General features: G+C 69.3%; 13 protein-coding genes. 12 read left to right on the top strand and 1 reads right to left on the bottom strand.

The genetic code is table 11. The annotated features are described in order from the left end of the window. Positions 1-105 precede the first annotated feature (105 nt). The 11 genes from FJ887_RS17290 (at position 106) to FJ887_RS17240 (ending at position 13827) form a co-directional block, all read left to right on the top strand. Positions 106-2337: a polyribonucleotide nucleotidyltransferase gene (locus FJ887_RS17290; protein WP_095376486.1), complete on the top strand. Its 2232-nt coding sequence runs from the start codon at positions 106-108 to the stop codon at positions 2335-2337. A gap of 83 nt (positions 2338-2420) precedes the next feature. Further along, positions 2421-3695 carry a M16 family metallopeptidase gene (locus tag FJ887_RS17285; RefSeq protein WP_095376487.1) on the top strand — a complete coding sequence of 425 codons (1275 nt, stop codon included), beginning with the start codon at positions 2421-2423 and terminating at the stop codon, positions 3693-3695. 110 nt (positions 3696-3805) lie between these two features. After that, positions 3806-4474: a TetR/AcrR family transcriptional regulator gene (locus tag FJ887_RS17280; RefSeq protein ID WP_227007248.1), complete on the top strand. Its 669-nt coding sequence runs from the start codon at positions 3806-3808 to the stop codon at positions 4472-4474. Positions 4475-4550: 76 nt separating this feature from the next. Continuing rightward, positions 4551-5726, top strand: a complete 1176-nt coding sequence (locus tag FJ887_RS17275) for a Glu/Leu/Phe/Val dehydrogenase dimerization domain-containing protein (RefSeq protein WP_140955764.1) — start codon at positions 4551-4553, stop codon at positions 5724-5726. 7 nt (positions 5727-5733) lie between these two features. After that, positions 5734-7872, top strand: a complete 2139-nt coding sequence (locus FJ887_RS17270; protein ID WP_101624760.1) for an acetate--CoA ligase family protein — start codon at positions 5734-5736, stop codon at positions 7870-7872. Next, on the top strand, positions 7869-9497 hold the full coding sequence (locus tag FJ887_RS17265; protein ID WP_063249013.1) for a thiamine pyrophosphate-binding protein: 1629 nt from the start codon (positions 7869-7871) through the stop codon (positions 9495-9497). Before FJ887_RS17270 ends, FJ887_RS17265 begins: the two co-directional genes overlap by 4 nt. Before the next feature lie 115 nt (positions 9498-9612). Continuing rightward, positions 9613-10779 carry an acyl-CoA dehydrogenase family protein gene (locus FJ887_RS17260; protein ID WP_063249012.1) on the top strand — a complete coding sequence of 389 codons (1167 nt, stop codon included), beginning with the start codon at positions 9613-9615 and terminating at the stop codon, positions 10777-10779. 235 nt (positions 10780-11014) lie between these two features. Beyond that, entirely contained in the window at positions 11015-11641 is a 627-nt protein-coding gene (locus FJ887_RS17255; protein ID WP_009378466.1) for a superoxide dismutase, read from the top strand. A gap of 238 nt (positions 11642-11879) precedes the next feature. Further along, positions 11880-12422 (top strand): GNAT family N-acetyltransferase, encoded by a 543-nt coding sequence (locus FJ887_RS17250; RefSeq protein WP_009378468.1) that lies wholly within the window; start codon positions 11880-11882, stop codon positions 12420-12422. A gap of 215 nt (positions 12423-12637) precedes the next feature. Further along, positions 12638-13378 (top strand): 4-hydroxy-tetrahydrodipicolinate reductase, encoded by a 741-nt coding sequence (dapB, locus tag FJ887_RS17245; RefSeq protein ID WP_063249011.1) that lies wholly within the window; start codon positions 12638-12640, stop codon positions 13376-13378. Beyond that, on the top strand, positions 13378-13827 hold the full coding sequence (locus FJ887_RS17240) for a hypothetical protein (protein WP_063249010.1): 450 nt from the start codon (positions 13378-13380) through the stop codon (positions 13825-13827). Before dapB ends, FJ887_RS17240 begins: the two co-directional genes overlap by 1 nt. Before the next feature lie 59 nt (positions 13828-13886). On the opposite strand, the gene FJ887_RS17235 is transcribed toward FJ887_RS17240, so the two are convergent. Beyond that, positions 13887-15137 (bottom strand): heparan-alpha-glucosaminide N-acetyltransferase domain-containing protein, encoded by a 1251-nt coding sequence (locus FJ887_RS17235; RefSeq protein WP_063249009.1) that lies wholly within the window; start codon positions 15135-15137, stop codon positions 13887-13889. 56 nt (positions 15138-15193) lie between these two features. On the opposite strand from FJ887_RS17235, the gene ypfJ reads away from it, so the two are divergent. Next, positions 15194-16072 carry a KPN_02809 family neutral zinc metallopeptidase gene (ypfJ, locus tag FJ887_RS17230; protein WP_063249008.1) on the top strand — a complete coding sequence of 293 codons (879 nt, stop codon included), beginning with the start codon at positions 15194-15196 and terminating at the stop codon, positions 16070-16072. The last annotated feature ends 147 nt before the right edge of the window (positions 16073-16219 follow it).

Genomic DNA, 16219 nt, shown 5'->3' with positions numbered 1-16219 from the left:
TGGGCCCCGATCGATGACCGGCCCTGATTCCATGGCGTCTTCCACACTGTCCGCCGACAGGGCGAGCACCCGTCGCCCGGACTCGGCACCGAACAAGGAGATCACGTGGGAACCACCCCTGAATCCACGGTCGCAACGATCGACAACGGTCGCTTCGGCACGCACACCATCCGCTTCGAGACCGGTCGCCTGGCCAAGCAGGCCGCCGGCTCCGCCGTCGCCTATCTCGACGACGACACCATGCTGCTGTCGGCCACGACGGCCGGTAAGAACCCCCGCGAGGGCTTCGACTTCTTCCCGCTCACCGTCGACGTCGAAGAGCGCATGTACGCCGCCGGCCGCATCCCCGGCTCGTTCTTCCGCCGCGAGGGCCGTCCCTCGACCGATGCGATCCTCACGTGCCGCCTCATCGACCGCCCGCTGCGCCCGTCCTTCGTCAAGGGCCTGCGCAACGAGGTCCAGGTCGTCGTCACCGTGATGTCGATCAACCCCGACCACATCTACGACGCCCTGGCCATCAACGCCGCGTCGATGTCGACCCAGCTCTCGGGTCTGCCGTTCTCCGGCCCCATCGGCGGTGTCCGCATCGCCCTCATCGACGGCCAGTGGGTCGCGTTCCCGAACTTCTCGCAGCTCGACGACGCCGTCTTCGACATGGTCGTCGCCGGTCGCATGGTCGGTGACGACGTCGCCATCATGATGGTCGAGGCCGAGGCCACCGACCAGGCCCTCGACCTCGTCAAGACCGGGGCCAAGGCCCCCACCGAAGAGGTCGTGGCCGAGGGGCTCGAGGCCGCAAAGCCCTTCATCGCCGAACTCTGCCGCGCCCAGCAGGAGCTCGCCGACCTCGCCGCGAAGCCGACCGTCGAGTTCCCCGTCTTCCGCGACTACCAGGACGACGTCTTCGAGGCCGTCAAGGACCTCGCCGAGGCGAAGCAGACCGAGAACTTCCAGATCGCCGACAAGCAGGAGCGCGAAGCCGCGGGCGAAGAGCTCCTCGCTGAGCTCTTCGACAAGCTCGGAGAGCGCTTCGAGGGCCGTGAGAAGGAGATCGCGGCGGCTCTCAACGCGCTGACGAAGCAGATCGTGCGCAAGCGCATCCTCACCGAGCAGATCCGCATCGACGGTCGTGGGCTCAAGGACATCCGTCCGCTCTCGGCCGAGGTCGACGTCATCCCGCGCGTCCACGGCTCCGCTCTCTTCCAGCGCGGTGAGACCCAGATCCTCGGCATCACGACGCTCAACATGCTCAAGCTCGAGCAGCAGATCGACTCGCTGTCCCCGGTGACCTCGAAGCGCTACATGCATCACTACAACTTCCCGCCCTACTCGACCGGTGAGACCGGCCGTGTGGGCAGCCCGAAGCGCCGCGAGATCGGTCACGGCGCCCTCGCCGAGCGCGCGCTGGCTCCGGTCCTGCCCTCCCGTGAGGACTTCCCGTACGCGATCCGTCAGGTCTCCGAGGCCCTCGGCTCGAACGGGTCGACCTCGATGGGCTCGGTCTGCGCCTCGACCCTGTCGATGCTCTCGGCCGGTGTGCCCCTGCGCGCGCCTGTCGCCGGCATCGCCATGGGCCTCGTCTCCGACGTCATCTCCACCGACCAGGGCGAGCAGACCGCGTACGCGGCACTCACCGACATCCTCGGTGCCGAGGACGCCTTCGGCGACATGGACTTCAAGGTCGCCGGCACCCGTGACTTCGTCACCGCGATCCAGCTCGACACGAAGCTCGACGGTCTGCCCTCCTCGGTGCTCACTGCCGCCCTCAAGCAGGCCCGCGAGGCCCGCATGGTCATCCTCGACGTCATGGCCGAGGCCATCGACGCCCCGGGTGAGATGGCGGCGACCGCCCCGCGGATCATCTCGGTCAACATCCCGGTCGACAAGATCGGCGAGGTCATCGGCCCCAAGGGCAAGATGATCAACCAGATCCAGGAGGACACCGGCGCCGACATCAGCATCGAGGACGACGGCACCGTGCTCATCGGCGCGACCGACGGCACCTCCGCCGAGGCGGCCCGGTCGATGATCAACGCGATCGCCAACCCGCAGGTCCCCGAGGTCGGCGAACGCTACCTCGGCACCGTGGTCAAGACGATGAGCTTCGGCGCGTTCGTCTCGCTCACCCCGGGCAAGGACGGCCTCCTGCACATCTCCGAGCTGCGCAAGCTCAACGACGGCAAGCGCGTCGAGGACGTCGAGGACGTCGTCGGCGTGGGCCAGAAGGTCCAGGTCGAGATCACGAAGATCGACGACCGCGGCAAGCTCTCGCTCGCTCCCGTCGTCGACGGTGAGGACGAGGACTCCGAGGGATCGGACGAGGAGTCGGAGAACTGATCTCCCAGTCTGCCCACACCGGGGAGGACGCACCGATCGCTCGGTCCGTCCTCCCCGGTGGTCTCACGGTCATCACCGAGCACATGCCCGGTCTCGCCTCGGAGACCATCGGCATCTGGGTCGCAGCGGGCTCCCGCGACGAATCCGCGGACACCGCCGGATCGACCCACTTCCTCGAGCACATGCTCTTCAAAGGCACCTCGACGAAGGACGCCCTGGCCATCGCCGCCGCCTTCGACCGCACCGGCGGGGACTCGAACGCGATCACGGCGAAGGAATTCACCTGCTACTACTCGCGGTGCCTCGTCACCGACCTGCCCGACATCACCGCGCTCCTGCTCGACATGGTCTCGGACTCCACCCTCGAGAGCGCCGAGTTCGAGCGTGAGCGCGGCGTCATCATCGAAGAGCTCGCCATGGCCGCCGACGATCCCGGCGATGTCCTCTTCGAGGACTTCGACACCCTCGTCTTCGGCGACCACCCCCTCGCCCGCCCGGTGGGCGCGACGAAGGAGCAGATCCGCGTCCTCGGACACCACACCCTCCTCGACCACTACGCGTCGACGTACGTGCCCCGCCGGCTCATCATCGCCGCCGCCGGGGGAGCCGACCACGCCGAGGTCGTCGGAATGGTCGAGCGGGCGCTGGCCGAGACCGGGGCCTTCGCCACGACCGTCGCCCGGGACGCGGAGACGACCGACCGCCTCGGCGGGGCGCAGATCCTCACCCCGGGGACCGTCGGGGGCGGACATCCCCACGCTGCCGCCTCGGCGCGGACCCGGCCGGACTTCCTCACCGGACGCTCTCACACGGCCAAGGACACCGAGCAGCTGGGGATGCTGCTCGGATGCGAGGGGCTGCCCGAGGGCCACCCGGACCGGTTCGTCTATTCGGTCCTGCTCACCCTCCTCGGGGGCGGGATGTCGTCGCGGCTGTTCCAGAGCATCCGCGAGGAGCGGGGGCTGGCCTACGCGGTCAACACCACCGCCAGCCAATTCACCGACACCGGGACGTTCGGGATCTATGCCGGATGCAGCCCCGAGAACGGGCAGGCCGTCCTCGACCTCGCGCTGAGCGAATGGGACCGTCTCGCGCAGCACGCGCCGAGTCGCAGCGAACTCGACGAGATCGTCTCCCAGCTCTCGGGCTCGATGGTCCTCGGACTCGAATCCTCGGCGGCGCGGATGAATCGCCTCGCTCGGGCCGAGATCTTCGGGATCCCCATCGAACCTCCGCTCGACCTCATCGAGCGCATCCGCTCCGTCACCCCGGAGCAGGTGAGCGGCATGGCCGGACAGCTGCTCGGCCAGCCCAAGGCGCTCTCCCTCGTCGGACCTCCCACCGACGTCGCGATCTGAGCAGACCGTCCCGCGCCTGAACGACCGTTGAGTACGATGGACGCTCATGGGGCACTCCGCCCCGCTACCGGACGGCAGCGTCCGGGACTGAGCAAGGATCCGTCGAGGGGATGGCAATGGGCCGGAAGCGGGCATCGGTGCGCCGGGAGGAGATCCTCGCGGCGACCGTCGACGAGATCGAGGCGACCGGACTGCGTGCGCTGCGCGTCGCCGACGTCGCCGGGCGCCTCGGCCTGAGCGCGAGCCTCGTCATCTACCACTTCCAGACGAAGGAGGCCCTCGTCGCGGCCGCCTTCGCCCACGCCGGCGAGTCCGACCTCAACCGCGCCCGCGAGATCGTCGACACCGACGCCCCGGCGACGGCACGACTGTCCGACCTCCTCGCGTGGTACCTGCCCAGCGGGTCGACGCGGGCGTGGACGATCTGGATGGACGCGTGGTCCTCGGCGCTCTTCGATGCGGAGATCCAGAGCACGCTCACCGTCCTCGACCGGGAATGGCAGGACGTCTTCGCCAGAGTCATCGCCGACGGCGTCGCCACCGGGGAGTTCGCCCTGGACGGCGAGGACCCGGGGGAGCCTGCCGCGGTCGCGGCGACCCGGCTGCTCGCCTACCTCGACGGCCTCTCCGTCCGCCTCATGGTCGGCCCGGGAGAGGAGGAGCGGGCGACGATGCTCGCGTGGGTCGAGGAGTTCGCTGACACCCTCCTCGCCCGCGATGCCACGTCCGCGGCACCGGGCGGCAGAGCACCCGGGGAATCACTCCCACCGCACTCTTGACGCACGGTCCTCCGGCGCGTCAGACTGGGTCTCAGACGTTACTGAACCGCGGTTCAGTTAAAGACTCGGAGGCCCCATGTTCTTGGACATCACCTGGCAGGATCCCGTCACCGGCACCCACGGATTCGTCGTCATCGACACGCTCGTGCGGGGAAGCGCGTCCGGCGGGCTGCGGATGCGGGAGGGCTGCACCCTCGAGGAGGTCCGCGGTCTCGCCGAAGGGATGACCCGCAAGGAGGCGATCCACCTCGTGCCCGGCCGACGCTACGTCCCGCTTGGGGGCGCGAAGGGCGGCATCGACTTCGACCCGCGCGCCGAGGGTGCCACGGACGTCCTCGAGCGCTTCCTCGTCGCCGTCAACCCGATCATGCGGGCGTACTGGGCGCTCGGTGAGGACCTCGGGGTGCGCCAGGACGACATCGACGAGATCCTCGAGCGCCGGGCCCTCGGCAGCGGACTCGCCGCCGTCGAGAAGCTCATGGACGATCCCGAGGACTCCGCCAGGCGCTCGCTCGCCGCATTCGACACCGTCGTCGACGGCATGCCCCAGGACGAGCTCGTCGGCGGGCTCGGCGTCGCCACCGCGGCGCTCACCGCACTTGCGGCCGACGGACGCTCCCCGGAGGGGGCGACCGCGGTCATCCAGGGGTTCGGGTCGATGGGCGGGGCCACCGCCCGCTTCCTCGCCGAGGCGGGGGTCCGGGTCGTCGGCATCGCCGATGCCGACGGCTTCGTCTCCAACCCCGAGGGCCTCGACGTCGAGACCCTGCTCGCGACCCGGGACCCCTTCGGCGGGGTCTCCCGAGACGCCCTGCGCCCCGGCGACCAGGTCGGCGACCGCGACGACTGGCTCGCCGCCGACGCCGACATCCTCATCCCTGCCGCCGTGAGCTATGCGATCACCCCGGAGAACGCGGGACGGATCACAGCGAAGTACATCGTCGAGGCCGCGAACATGCCCGTCCTGCCCGAGGCGGAGGAGCTGCTCGCCGCGCGCGGTGTGGTCGTCGTTCCCGACTTCCTCGCGAACTCCGCGACCAACGCGTGGTGGTGGTGGGTCGCATTCGGCGACATCGACGGCAGCTGGGAGCAGAGCCGGGAGATCATCACCGACACCCTCGGGGCGCTGACGAGCGAGGTCCTCTCCACGGCGAAGGACGAGGGCATCAGCCCGCGCGCCGCCGCGCAGCGGAAGGTCGACGCGAACCTCGTCGAGCTCGAGGCTGTCACAGCTTCAGCGGGCGGGAGGTAGGTCCGACGTGGACGTGTTCTTCGATCCGCGCAGCGTCGCCGTCCTCGGGGCCTCGAACGACCCCGCGAAGTGGGGGTTCTGGCTCGCCGCCGGAGCGCTGACCGGAGCGGAACGACGCCGGGTCTTCCTCGTCAATGCGCGCGCAACCTCGATCCAGGGGGAGCGGACGTGGGCACGACTGCGCGACCTGCCCGAAGTGCCCGAACTCCTCGTCGTCTCCATCCCCGGCACCGCCGTGGCGGGCGTCGTCACCGAGGCGCTCGACCTCGGCGTGCGCGCCTTCCTCATCATCTCGACCCGGGTTCCGCAGGCGGAGGAGCTCGCCGAGGCGATCACCGCGGCCGGCGCCCGTCTCATCGGACCCGGGTCGCTCGGGCTCGTCGACTCCGCCAACGAGCTCCTCCTCGCGTGGGGGCACTTCACCCCGGGATCGCTCGCCGTGGTCACCCAGAGCGGACAGCTCGGTTCGGAGATCGCCACGCTCTCGGCGCGCAGCGGACTCGGCATCTCCCGTTTCGCCTCGATCGGCGGACAGTCAGACGTCCGCGCCGCAGAGATCCTCGATTCCCTCGTCGACGATCCGGACACGAGCCAGGTCGCGCTCTACCTCGAATCCTTCACCGGAGGCACGGCCCTCGTGGCGGCGATGCAGCGCCTGCGGGCGGCAGGGAAGCCGACGATGATCCTCACCACCGGGGCGTCGAATGCGGGACAGCGACTCGCGCGCTCGCACACGGGCTCGCTCACCTCGGCGATCGATGCCGTCGACGCCGCGTGCCGGAAGGCCGGCGCGATCCGCCTCGCTTCGCCCTCGGAGATCGTCGAACTCGCCGGCTTCTTCGCCTCGTCGTGGCTGCCCGGCGGGCGTCGGGTCGGCATCGTCTCCGACTCCGGCGGTCAAGGGGCGATCGCCGCGGACATCGCCGAACTTCACGGGCTCACCGTCGACCCCGTAGCCGAGCCCGTGCGCGCCCGCGTCGAGGCGCTCCTACCCGAGGCCGGGCACGTCGAGAACCCCGTCGACCTCGACGGGGCAGGAGAGTCGGACCTCGGCATCTACGTCCGCGTCGTGCGCGAACTCCTCGCCGACGAGCGCGTCGACGCCGTCGTCCTCAGCGGCTACTTCGGGTGCTACGGGGAGAACACCCCCGAGCTCCTCGAGGCGGAGCTGGCCGAGGTCGAGGAGCTCGGCCGGGCGGCGATGGAGCACCGCAAGCCGCTGCTCGTCCATTCGATGAGTGCGGACTCCCAGGCCGTGGCCGACATGTGGGCCCGCGCCGTGCCCTGCTACCGGTCGATCGACACGACGATGCGGGTGCTCTCCCGCGCCGCCTTCTACTCCTCCCATGCGGGGCGGATCGCCGAGGCGTTCGAGCTCTCGGGCACCGTCACCCCGTGGGGCCGCGGGTACTCGGCGGCGCGCGAGACGATCATCTCCGCAGGTGTTGAGGTGCCCCGTGCCGTGACCGTGGCCGAGGGTGATGACCTCGCCGAGGCGGTCGGTGCCGCCGAGCTCACCCCGCCGTTCGTCCTCAAGGCGGGGTGGCCTGCGCACAAGACCGAGGTCGGGGGCATCGCCCTGGGCCTGCGGGATCTCGCCGCACTCGAGGCAGCGCACAAGGACATGGTCTCCCGCCTCGGCGCCGGCGAGTACATCGTCGAGGAGATGGACGGACGCAATCACGTCGTCGAGATCCTCGTCGGCGGGCGGCAGGACGAGAACTTCGGGCCGATCGTCATGGTCGGGGCCGGCGGCACGGAGACCGAGCTCTACAACGACACCCGGCTCGAGCTCGCCCCGGTCTCGCGCGCGGAGGCCCACGACATGCTCACCCAGCTCACGTGCTACCGCCTGCTCCAGGGCTGGCGGGGCCGGCCGGCGGCCGACGTCGAGAGCCTCGTCGACGTCGTCGTCTCCGTCTCCCGGCTCATCGCCGCGAACAACGAGATCGCCGAGGTCGAGATCAACCCCGTCCGCGTCGCCGAATCCGGCGCCATCGCCGTCGATGCCCTCGTCCTCACCGCGACCGGAGACGACGCCGAGGCGACCGGAGAGGACGCCGAGGCGGGCAGCGAGGACGCCGCCTCCACGGCGGCGGCTCCCGTCCACCGCACGAACGACGTTTCAGAGGAGATGCGAGCATGACCGAACTCACCGGCGGCGGCCACCTGGCCAAGGCACTGGCGGCCGAGGGCGTCACCCGCGTCTTCGGCATCCCCGGCACCCACAACCTCGAGGTCTTTGCGCAGCTGAGCGCCGAGGGCATCGACATCGTCTCCCCGCGCCACGAGCAGGGGGCGGGGTACATGGCCGACGGTGCGGCCCGGACCACCGGCGACATCGCGGTCGTCGTCACCACCACGGGCCCAGCCGTGCTCAACGCGCTCACCGCGCTGCTCCAGTCGTTCACCGACTCCGTCCCCGTCCTCCTCATCGGCCCCGGCATGCCGCTGACCCACCCCGGCCGCGGCACCGGACTCCTCCACGAGGTGCGCAACCAGGCGCTCGCGATCGAGGCGATCCTCGGTGACAGCCACCGGGTGACGAGCGTGCCCGAGGTCTCCCTCGCCGTCGGTCAGGCGCTCACCGTGATGCGCTCGGGACGGCCGCGGCCGGCGTTCATCGAGATCCCCCTCGACCTCATCGAGGCGAGCGGCCCCGGCGTCCTCCACCCGTCCGTGACCCGTCCGCTGCCGCAGGTGAGCGTGTCCGCGATCGAGTCCGCCGCCGAGGCGCTCGCCGACTCCCAGCATCCTCTCCTCATCGTCGGGGCCGGGGCCCACGGGGCGGGGGAGGAGGTCATCGACCTCGCCGAGGCGCTCGGGGCGGGGATCGTCCTCTCGTCGAACGCGAAGGGCGCCGTCGCCGATGACCATCCGGTCGTGCTCGGGGCGATCGGGTTCCTCCCGGAGCTGCCGGAGATCCTCGGGCAGGCCGACGCCGTCGTCGCGATCGGCACCGAACTCGCGCCGAGCGACTTCTGGCCCCAGCCACTGCCCCTGCCCGGCACCGTCGTGCGCATCGACATCGACGAGATGCAGATGCTGAGGAACGCCGTCGTCACCCACCCGATCGTCGCCGATGCCAAGGAGGCGACCGCCGCACTGACGGCCCAGGCGGGAAGGGTGCGCGAGGCGGGGTCGACGGACGCAGCACGGTCGTGGCGGGTCGGACTCAGGGACGAGGCGATCGCCGCCGCCCGTGAGGGCGCGCCCTGGGCGCCGCTGTGCGAGGGGCTCAACGCATTCACCGCGCTCTCGGAGTCGCCCGTGGTCATCGCCGCGGATTCGACGATGGCCTGCTACTACGGCGTGCAGACCGGGTGGCGGGCCAGACACGGCGACCGTTTCCTCTATCCCGCCGGTGCCGGCACCCTCGGCTACGGGCTGCCCGCGGGGATCGGGGCGAAGATCGCAGCCCCCGAGTCGCGTGTCATCGCCGTCGAAGGCGACGGCGGGTCGATGTTCACGATCGCCGAGCTCTCCGCCGCAGTCCAGGCGCAGGTTTCGCTCACCCTCGTCATCGTCGACAACGGCGGCTATGGGGAGATCCGCAATGAGATGGCCGACAGGGGCGACGTCCCGTCCGGCGTCGTCCTCACCGCCCCCGACTTCCCGGCGCTCGCGACGGCGATGGGTGCCCACGGCGTCCACGTCGAGAGTGCCGAGGAGCTCGCCGCCGCCCTCGCCGAGGCGGTCGAGCGTCCCGGTCCCACCCTCATCCACCTGTTCGAGGACTCCCGCGCCGCCGCGGACATGCTCGGACCCTGACCCGTACCGGCTGACCCTGACCCGCAACGACCGACCCTGACCCAAGGCGACCCACCCCGGCCGACCCCGACCCCACGATCGACCGCCCGCCGACCGGGCGAGACGAAGGAGAACCATGAGCTACACCCCCTGGCCGCTCAGCGACGAGCAGCGCGACGTCATCGACCTCTGCCGGTCCTTCGCCGCCGAGGAGATCCGACCCGCTGCCCGCGCCGTCGACGAGGCCGACACCGAGTCCCCGGTCGGCATCTTCCGGGCTGCTGCGAAGGTCGGGATCACCGACTTCATGATCCCCGAGGAGTACGGAGGCGGCGGATTCACCGACGTCTTCACCCAGTGCCTCGTCCAGGAGCAGCTGTGCTTCGGGGACCCTGGCATCGGGAACTTCGTATGCTCGAACGGCTTCTTCGCCGACCCGATCCTCGCGCTCGGCACACCCGAGCAGAAGGAGGCGTGGCTGCGGCCGCTGACCGGCGACGACCCGAAATTCACAGCACTGGCGACGACGGAACCGGGGTCGGGGTCGGACTCGGCGTCGATCATCACCCGCGCCGACCGTGCCGACGGCGGCTATGTCCTCAACGGGCAGAAGGCATGGATCTCCAATGCCGGCCTCGCCGACTTCTACGTCGTCTTCGCCAAGACCGACCCCGCCCAGCGCTCCCGCGGCGTCACCGCGTTCCTGCTCGAGAAGGACACCCCGGGCATGGAGTTCGGGGCGCCCATGAAGAAGATGGGGCAGCGGGCTATCGTCTGCCGGGAGATCTTCCTCTCCGACGCCTTCGTTCCCGAGGCCAACCGCCTCGGCGGGGAGGGAGAGGGCTTCTACGGGCTCATGCGCACCTTCGACATCTCCCGCGTCGTCCTCGGGGCGGCGGCACTCGGGACCGCGCGGGCCGCGTACGAGTACGCGCGTGACTATGCGCGGGAGCGCACCCAGTTCGGCAAGGCGATCATCGACCATCAGGCGGTGGCGTTCCGGCTCGCGGATATGTCCGCCCGCATCGACGCGGCGTGGCTGCAGGTGCTCAATGCGGCGCGGATGATCGACGCTGGGTCCGCGGTGCCGCGTCAGCGGGTGACCGCCTCGGCGGCGATGGCGAAGCTCAACGCCTCGGAGACGGCGATGTTCTGCACGTGGGCGGCGGTCCAGACGCTCGGGGGCTGGGGCTACTCGCGCGAGCACCCGGTCGAGCAGTGGATGCGCGATGCCAAGCTCGAGGAGATCGAGGAGGGCACGAGCGACATCATGCGCGTGCTCATCTCCCGCAACCTCGTGTGAGGCGCGGCAGCGGGCCTCACACGGGTGGGGGCCGAGATCCGGCACAGGTGGGGTTGTGCCCGCGCACGAGCGGGGCAGAAGGCGTCGAGCGACGACTCGACGCGCGACGATCATTTCTCGTGAGAACCGGAATAGCGCGGTCGATGGGTGTGTTGTTCGAGATGAGGCCCTGATATAGGGTCGAAAATGAAGCCGCCGGACCAGGCGGGCATCAATTCTCTTCAGGAGGAATCACATGGCTGAGCAGTACACGCTTCCGGAACTGCCCTACGACTACTCCGCTCTCGAGCCGCACATCTCGGCTCGCATCATGGAGCTGCATCACGACAAGCACCACGCGACCTACGTCAAGGGCGCGAACACCGCGGTCGAGCAGATCGCCGAGGCGCGCGAATCCGGCAACCTCGCGAACCTGCCCAAGCTCATCCGTGACCTCTCGTTCAACCTCGGCGGTCACGTCAACCACTCGATCTTCTGGCAGAACATGTCCCCGGACGGCGGCGACAAGCCCGTCGGCGAGCTCGCTGCCGCGATCGACGACCAGTTCGGCTCGTTCGACAAGTTCCGCGAGGTCTTCACGACCGCTGCGACGACGATCCAGGGCTCGGGTTGGGCCGTGCTCGTCTACGATCAGCTCGGCGGCAACCTCTTCGTCGAACAGCTCCACGACCAGCAGTCGGACATCCAGCAGGGCGGAACCCCGATCCTCCAGCTCGACATGTGGGAGCACGCGTTCTACCTCGACTACCAGAACGTCAAGCCGGACTACGTCAAGGCCTGGTGGAACATCGTCAACTGGGAGGACGCCGGTGCCCGCTTCGACCGCGCGGTCAACCAGACCAAGGGTCTGCTCCTCGGCTGAGGCCCTTCTGATCTGAGCGCTCGCCCCGACCGGGTATGAGGTGGGTGGCGATCACGCTCGCGCGACGGCTCGGACTCCATGGCGGAGTCCGAGCCGTCGTCGTGTCTGCGGAGCACCAGCGGCACCATCGCGGTCTGCCCGCACACATTCGAGCAACCCTCCGGGGCGTTCAACAACCCAGCGTGAGGTTGCCGAGTGCCCGGAGGGTGGCTGGAGTCGACACCGCTAGGGTGAGACCATGACCGTGCACGTGAGATCGTGGTCGACGGACGACGCCGAGGCGCTCGTCGACATCTACGCGAACGCCGACGCTGAGCTGCGATCGAATATCCCCGACGACCGCGGAATCTCCGGGGCCCGCGAATGGCTCGACCGCGTGCTCGCTGCGAAAGCCGACGGTACCGGGTGGGCGCTCGCAATCGTCGAAGCCGACGGCGACCTTTTCGGCAATGTCATGGCCTCATGCATCGAACAGCGGCATTCGACGGCGTGGATCTCGTACTGGCTCACCGCCTCGGCGCGCGGTCGCGGGCTTGCATCGTCGGCGTTGCGCACCCTCGTCGATGTCGCCCATGACGAGCTCGACGTCTACCGCCTCGAACTCGGCTACCGGGTGAACAATCCCGCGTCGGCCGCTGTCGCACGGGCTGCCGGGTTCCTCGTCGAAGGCCGGGAACGCGAGAAGCTGCTCTATGACGGCGTCCGCTTCGACACTGAGGTGTGCGCCCGCCTCTCCGGCGATCCGCGGTCACCGGGTCGCCGCCTCCCGGTTCGGCAGTGACGCAACGTCGCGGTTGCTGAGTGTGCTGCTCGTGTCGACCCCGCCATCCGAGCAACCCTCCGGGGCGCTCAGCAACCCAGCGTGAGGTTGCCGAGTGCCCGGAAGGTGGCTGAGCGCGGCTCGATCGCTGACAACGGCACCGAACCCGAGTCGCTAGACTGTCCTGCGGACGAATGCGTCCGGACACAGCAGGTTCTCAGAGGGAGTGAGCGCACATGAAGGTCGCCGTCATCGGAGCACACGGGCGCATGGGTGCGCAGGCCGTCGAGGCAGTCAAGGACGCCGACGGGCTCGACCTCGTCGCCGCGCTCGGCAGCTCCGACTCGCTCGAAACGCTCACCGACCTCGATGTCGACGTCGCCGTCGAGCTCACCGTGCCCAAGGCGACCGAGGACAACGTCCGCTTCCTCGTCGAGCACGACATCGACACCGTCGTCGGCACCACCGGTTGGGACGCGGACCGGCTCGACCGCCTCCGCGACCTCCTCGCCGACCACCCTGACACCGCCGTGCTCATCGCCCCGAACTTCTCGATCGGCGCGGTGCTGGCGATGCGCTTCGCCGAGGTGGCCGCCCCCTACTTCGATTCCGCCGAGGTCGTCGAGATCCACCATCCCCGCAAGCTCGACGCCCCCTCCGGCACGGCCGTGCACACCGCCCAGCGGATCGCCGCTGCCAGGAAGGCCGCCGACCTGCCAGCCGTTCCCGACGCCACCGACTCCGATCCTGACGGTGCGCGCGGAGCGGTCATCGACGGCATCCACGTCCACGCCATCCGCCAGCTCGGCATGACCGCCTCCGAGGAGATCCACTTCGGTGCGGCAGGGGAGGCCCTGACGATCCGCACGGACTCGTTCTCCACCTCGGCGTTCATGCCGGGGATCATCACCGCGGTCCGCGCGATCGGGGACCGCACCGGCATCATCCACGGCCTCGAGAACATGCTCGACCTCTGATGTCGAAGGCGAAGATCGGAGCGATCGTCGTCTCCGTCCTCCTGGCGTTCTACTTCGTCATCATGGGACAGCGGGCGTGGATCCTCATCCGCGAACCCGACCTCGTCCCCAAGCTCATGGGGGTGGCGCTCTTCGTCCTGCCCGTCGTCGGTGCCTGGGCGCTCATCATGGAGCTCCTCTTCGGCGCGCGCATGGAGAAGCTCGCCCGGATCCTCGAAGCCGAGGGCGGCCTGCCCGTCGACGACCTGCCCCGCACACCGGGCGGCCGGATCGTCCAGGAGGCCGCCGACGAAGCCTTCGCCCAGTACCAGTCGGAGGCCGAGGCCGCACCCGAGGACTGGCGTTCATGGTTCCGTCTCTCGTGTGCCTACGACGCGAGCGGCGACCGCAGGCGAGCCCGGTCGACGATGCGCAAGGCGATCACGATGGAGCGGACTGGCCGGGCCTGAAGCCTGCGCGTCGGGACTGACGTCTGCACGGAGGTTTCCGAGGGCTCAGGCCTCGCGGCTCAGACTCCGCCGGACCCCTCGCGGGACTCCTCTCGCTCCGGTCGTTTCGGACTGACCGCTTTGACGAGCGAGGCGATCACCCCTTCGAGCGGTCCGCGCGGGCTGACGAAGAGCTTCCACACGATCGCGAAGACGATGAAGCTCACCGCATGGATGGCGTACTCCGTCGTCAGCTTGACGGGGTCGCCCGACTCGACCATCGGCGCGGGCTGGAAGTACGGGTGCGTGATCTCGACGAGGATGACGTGAGCGGCGTAGACCGTCAGCGGCATCGACCCCGGTGCGCTGAGGGGAGCGAGGAGCCATGACCGCCTACCCAGCAGAATCGCGGCGGCCTGGCAGACGGCGATCGCCGCAAGCGAAGTGCCGGCGGTGGAGATGAGGTCGAAGGGCGTGGCCGAATGCGGTCCCGCGATCGCCAGCCACCACCATGAGTCCGGCGGGGTGACGCCGTAGCTGTTGACGTACAGCGCCGCTGTCAGGTCGGCGCCGCTGGCCGCGGCGACGGCTTCGAGCTCCTGCAGGCCGCCGGCGACGTTGAGGAGCAGCCACGACGCTCCGCGGCCGATGAGGAAGAGCGCGACTCCTGCGACGAACAGCGCAGTGAGGTGCTTGCCGATGTCGATCTTCGCCACCGCCATGCCGAGGAGGATGTACGCCATCCATTGGAGGATCGGATAGTACCCGGTGAGGACGAGTTCGAGTGCCGCGTTCTCCAGGGATCCGAGGTCGGTCCACGACATCGGCAGGTATGAGGGCTCCAGGCCGAAGCTGCTTCGCAGCCACATCGAGACGATCGGGCTGACCACCATCCATACGCCGGCGAGCGTGAACAGCGCCCAGGCCCGCAGGCGGAGGAAGAGGAGGGCGATGCCGAACATCACCCCGTAGTTGACGAGGATGACGGCGAGGTTCGTCGTGATCGCACCGAGGAACAGGCCGATGACGATGATCGAGGCCGCTCGGACGAGCACACCCGGCGCGACGTCGCGCAGACGCCCGGTCGCAGCCAGCGTGCTCCGCGTCGAGAGCACCAGCGAACACCCCGCGAGCACCGCGAAGAGCGCCGAGGCCCGACCGGAGAAGACCGTCGCCCACGTCGGCATCGCCTCATCGGTGAGGGGGAAGATGTGCGTGATCATCATCGTCAGCAGCGCGAGTCCGCGGGCGGCATCGAGGCCGACGAGGCGACCGTGGGGGCTCAGGCGGGCGAGGATCCCCGCCGAGGTGGTCGCCGGTTGAGTGCTCATGGAACGATTCTCACATGGTTGCCCAGATATCAGGGCACGTTGGGTATCTTATTGCCATGACCTTCAACCCGAACGCTGACATCAGCACCAACCGGACGAGCCGCCGCGGCCGGAATACGGCGATCGCCGGAGGCGGTGTCGGTGTGGTCGGCCTCCTCGTCTTCCTCATCGGTCCCCTCCTCGGCGTCGACCTCACAGGGCTCATGGGCAGCACGATGCTCGACAGCGGCGAGCAGCAGGGAACCTCGAACGAAGCGGCGATGCTCCAGTGCGACACCGGCGAGGACGCCAACCGCTCGACCGACTGCCGGATGGCCGGCGCACAGGTCGTCCTCGACGACTACTGGGCGCAGAATGTCGAAGGGTACACCCCGCCGCGCCTGACGATCGTCGACGGTCAGACACCCACCCAGTGCGGCACAGCCTCGAACGCGGTCGGCCCCTTCTACTGCCCACCCGAGCGCGGGGTCTACATCGACCCGTCGTTCTTCGACGTCATGCGCCAGCAGTTCGGCGCCTCCGCCGACGACCTCGCGCAGCTCTACATCGTCGGGCACGAGTGGGGCCACCACATCCAGAACATCACCGGCACGATGGAGAAGTACCCGAACAACGGCACCGGACCGGAGAGCAACGGTGTGCGCACGGAGCTTCAGGCCGACTGCTACGCCGGAGCGTGGCTCGGCGACGTCACCACGCTCACCGACGACAACGGCACTCCGTACCTCGAGCCGCCGACGCAGAAGCAGCTCGACGACGCCCTCAACGCGGCATTCGTCGTCGGCGACGACTACATCCAACAGCAGTCGGGCTTCGTCAACCCCGAAAGCTTCACGCACGGCACGAGCGAGCAGCGTCAGCGCTGGTTCACCAGCGGCTACAACGAGGGCCTCGGCAGCTGCGACGCGTTCGCCGTACCCGGCAGCCAGCTCTGACCGTTTCCCGAAGCAGACCCTGACCGTGCGGCGAGCCCGCCCTGACCGCGCGGCGAGCCCGCCCTGGCCGCGCGGCACACAGAGACGAGACACCTCTTCCGCGGTTATCCATACCGTGATATGAATTACGGGTCAGCACCCGCATGC

It is taken from the genome of Brevibacterium sp. XM4083 (assembly GCF_006489205.2).
In the GTDB taxonomy this organism is placed as follows: Bacteria; Actinomycetota; Actinomycetes; order Actinomycetales; family Brevibacteriaceae; genus Brevibacterium.
Note: the sequence above shows the minus strand (reverse complement) of the source record. Positions and strands in the feature narration are given on the sequence as shown.

Coding starts and splice junctions, on each gene's coding strand:
- FJ887_RS17285 (WP_095376487.1), top strand. CDS start 2,421: ATGCCCGGTCTCGCCTCGGAGACCATCGGCATCTGGGTCGCAGCGGGC.
- FJ887_RS17280 (WP_227007248.1), top strand. CDS start 3,806: ATGGCAATGGGCCGGAAGCGGGCATCGGTGCGCCGGGAGGAGATCCTC.
- FJ887_RS17275 (WP_140955764.1), top strand. CDS start 4,551: ATGTTCTTGGACATCACCTGGCAGGATCCCGTCACCGGCACCCACGGA.
- FJ887_RS17265 (WP_063249013.1), top strand. CDS start 7,869: ATGACCGAACTCACCGGCGGCGGCCACCTGGCCAAGGCACTGGCGGCC.
- FJ887_RS17260 (WP_063249012.1), top strand. CDS start 9,613: ATGAGCTACACCCCCTGGCCGCTCAGCGACGAGCAGCGCGACGTCATC.
- FJ887_RS17255 (WP_009378466.1), top strand. CDS start 11,015: ATGGCTGAGCAGTACACGCTTCCGGAACTGCCCTACGACTACTCCGCT.
- FJ887_RS17250 (WP_009378468.1), top strand. CDS start 11,880: ATGACCGTGCACGTGAGATCGTGGTCGACGGACGACGCCGAGGCGCTC.
- dapB (WP_063249011.1), top strand. CDS start 12,638: ATGAAGGTCGCCGTCATCGGAGCACACGGGCGCATGGGTGCGCAGGCC.
- FJ887_RS17240 (WP_063249010.1), top strand. CDS start 13,378: ATGTCGAAGGCGAAGATCGGAGCGATCGTCGTCTCCGTCCTCCTGGCG.
- FJ887_RS17235 (WP_063249009.1), bottom strand. CDS start 15,137: ATGAGCACTCAACCGGCGACCACCTCGGCGGGGATCCTCGCCCGCCTG.
- ypfJ (WP_063249008.1), top strand. CDS start 15,194: ATGACCTTCAACCCGAACGCTGACATCAGCACCAACCGGACGAGCCGC.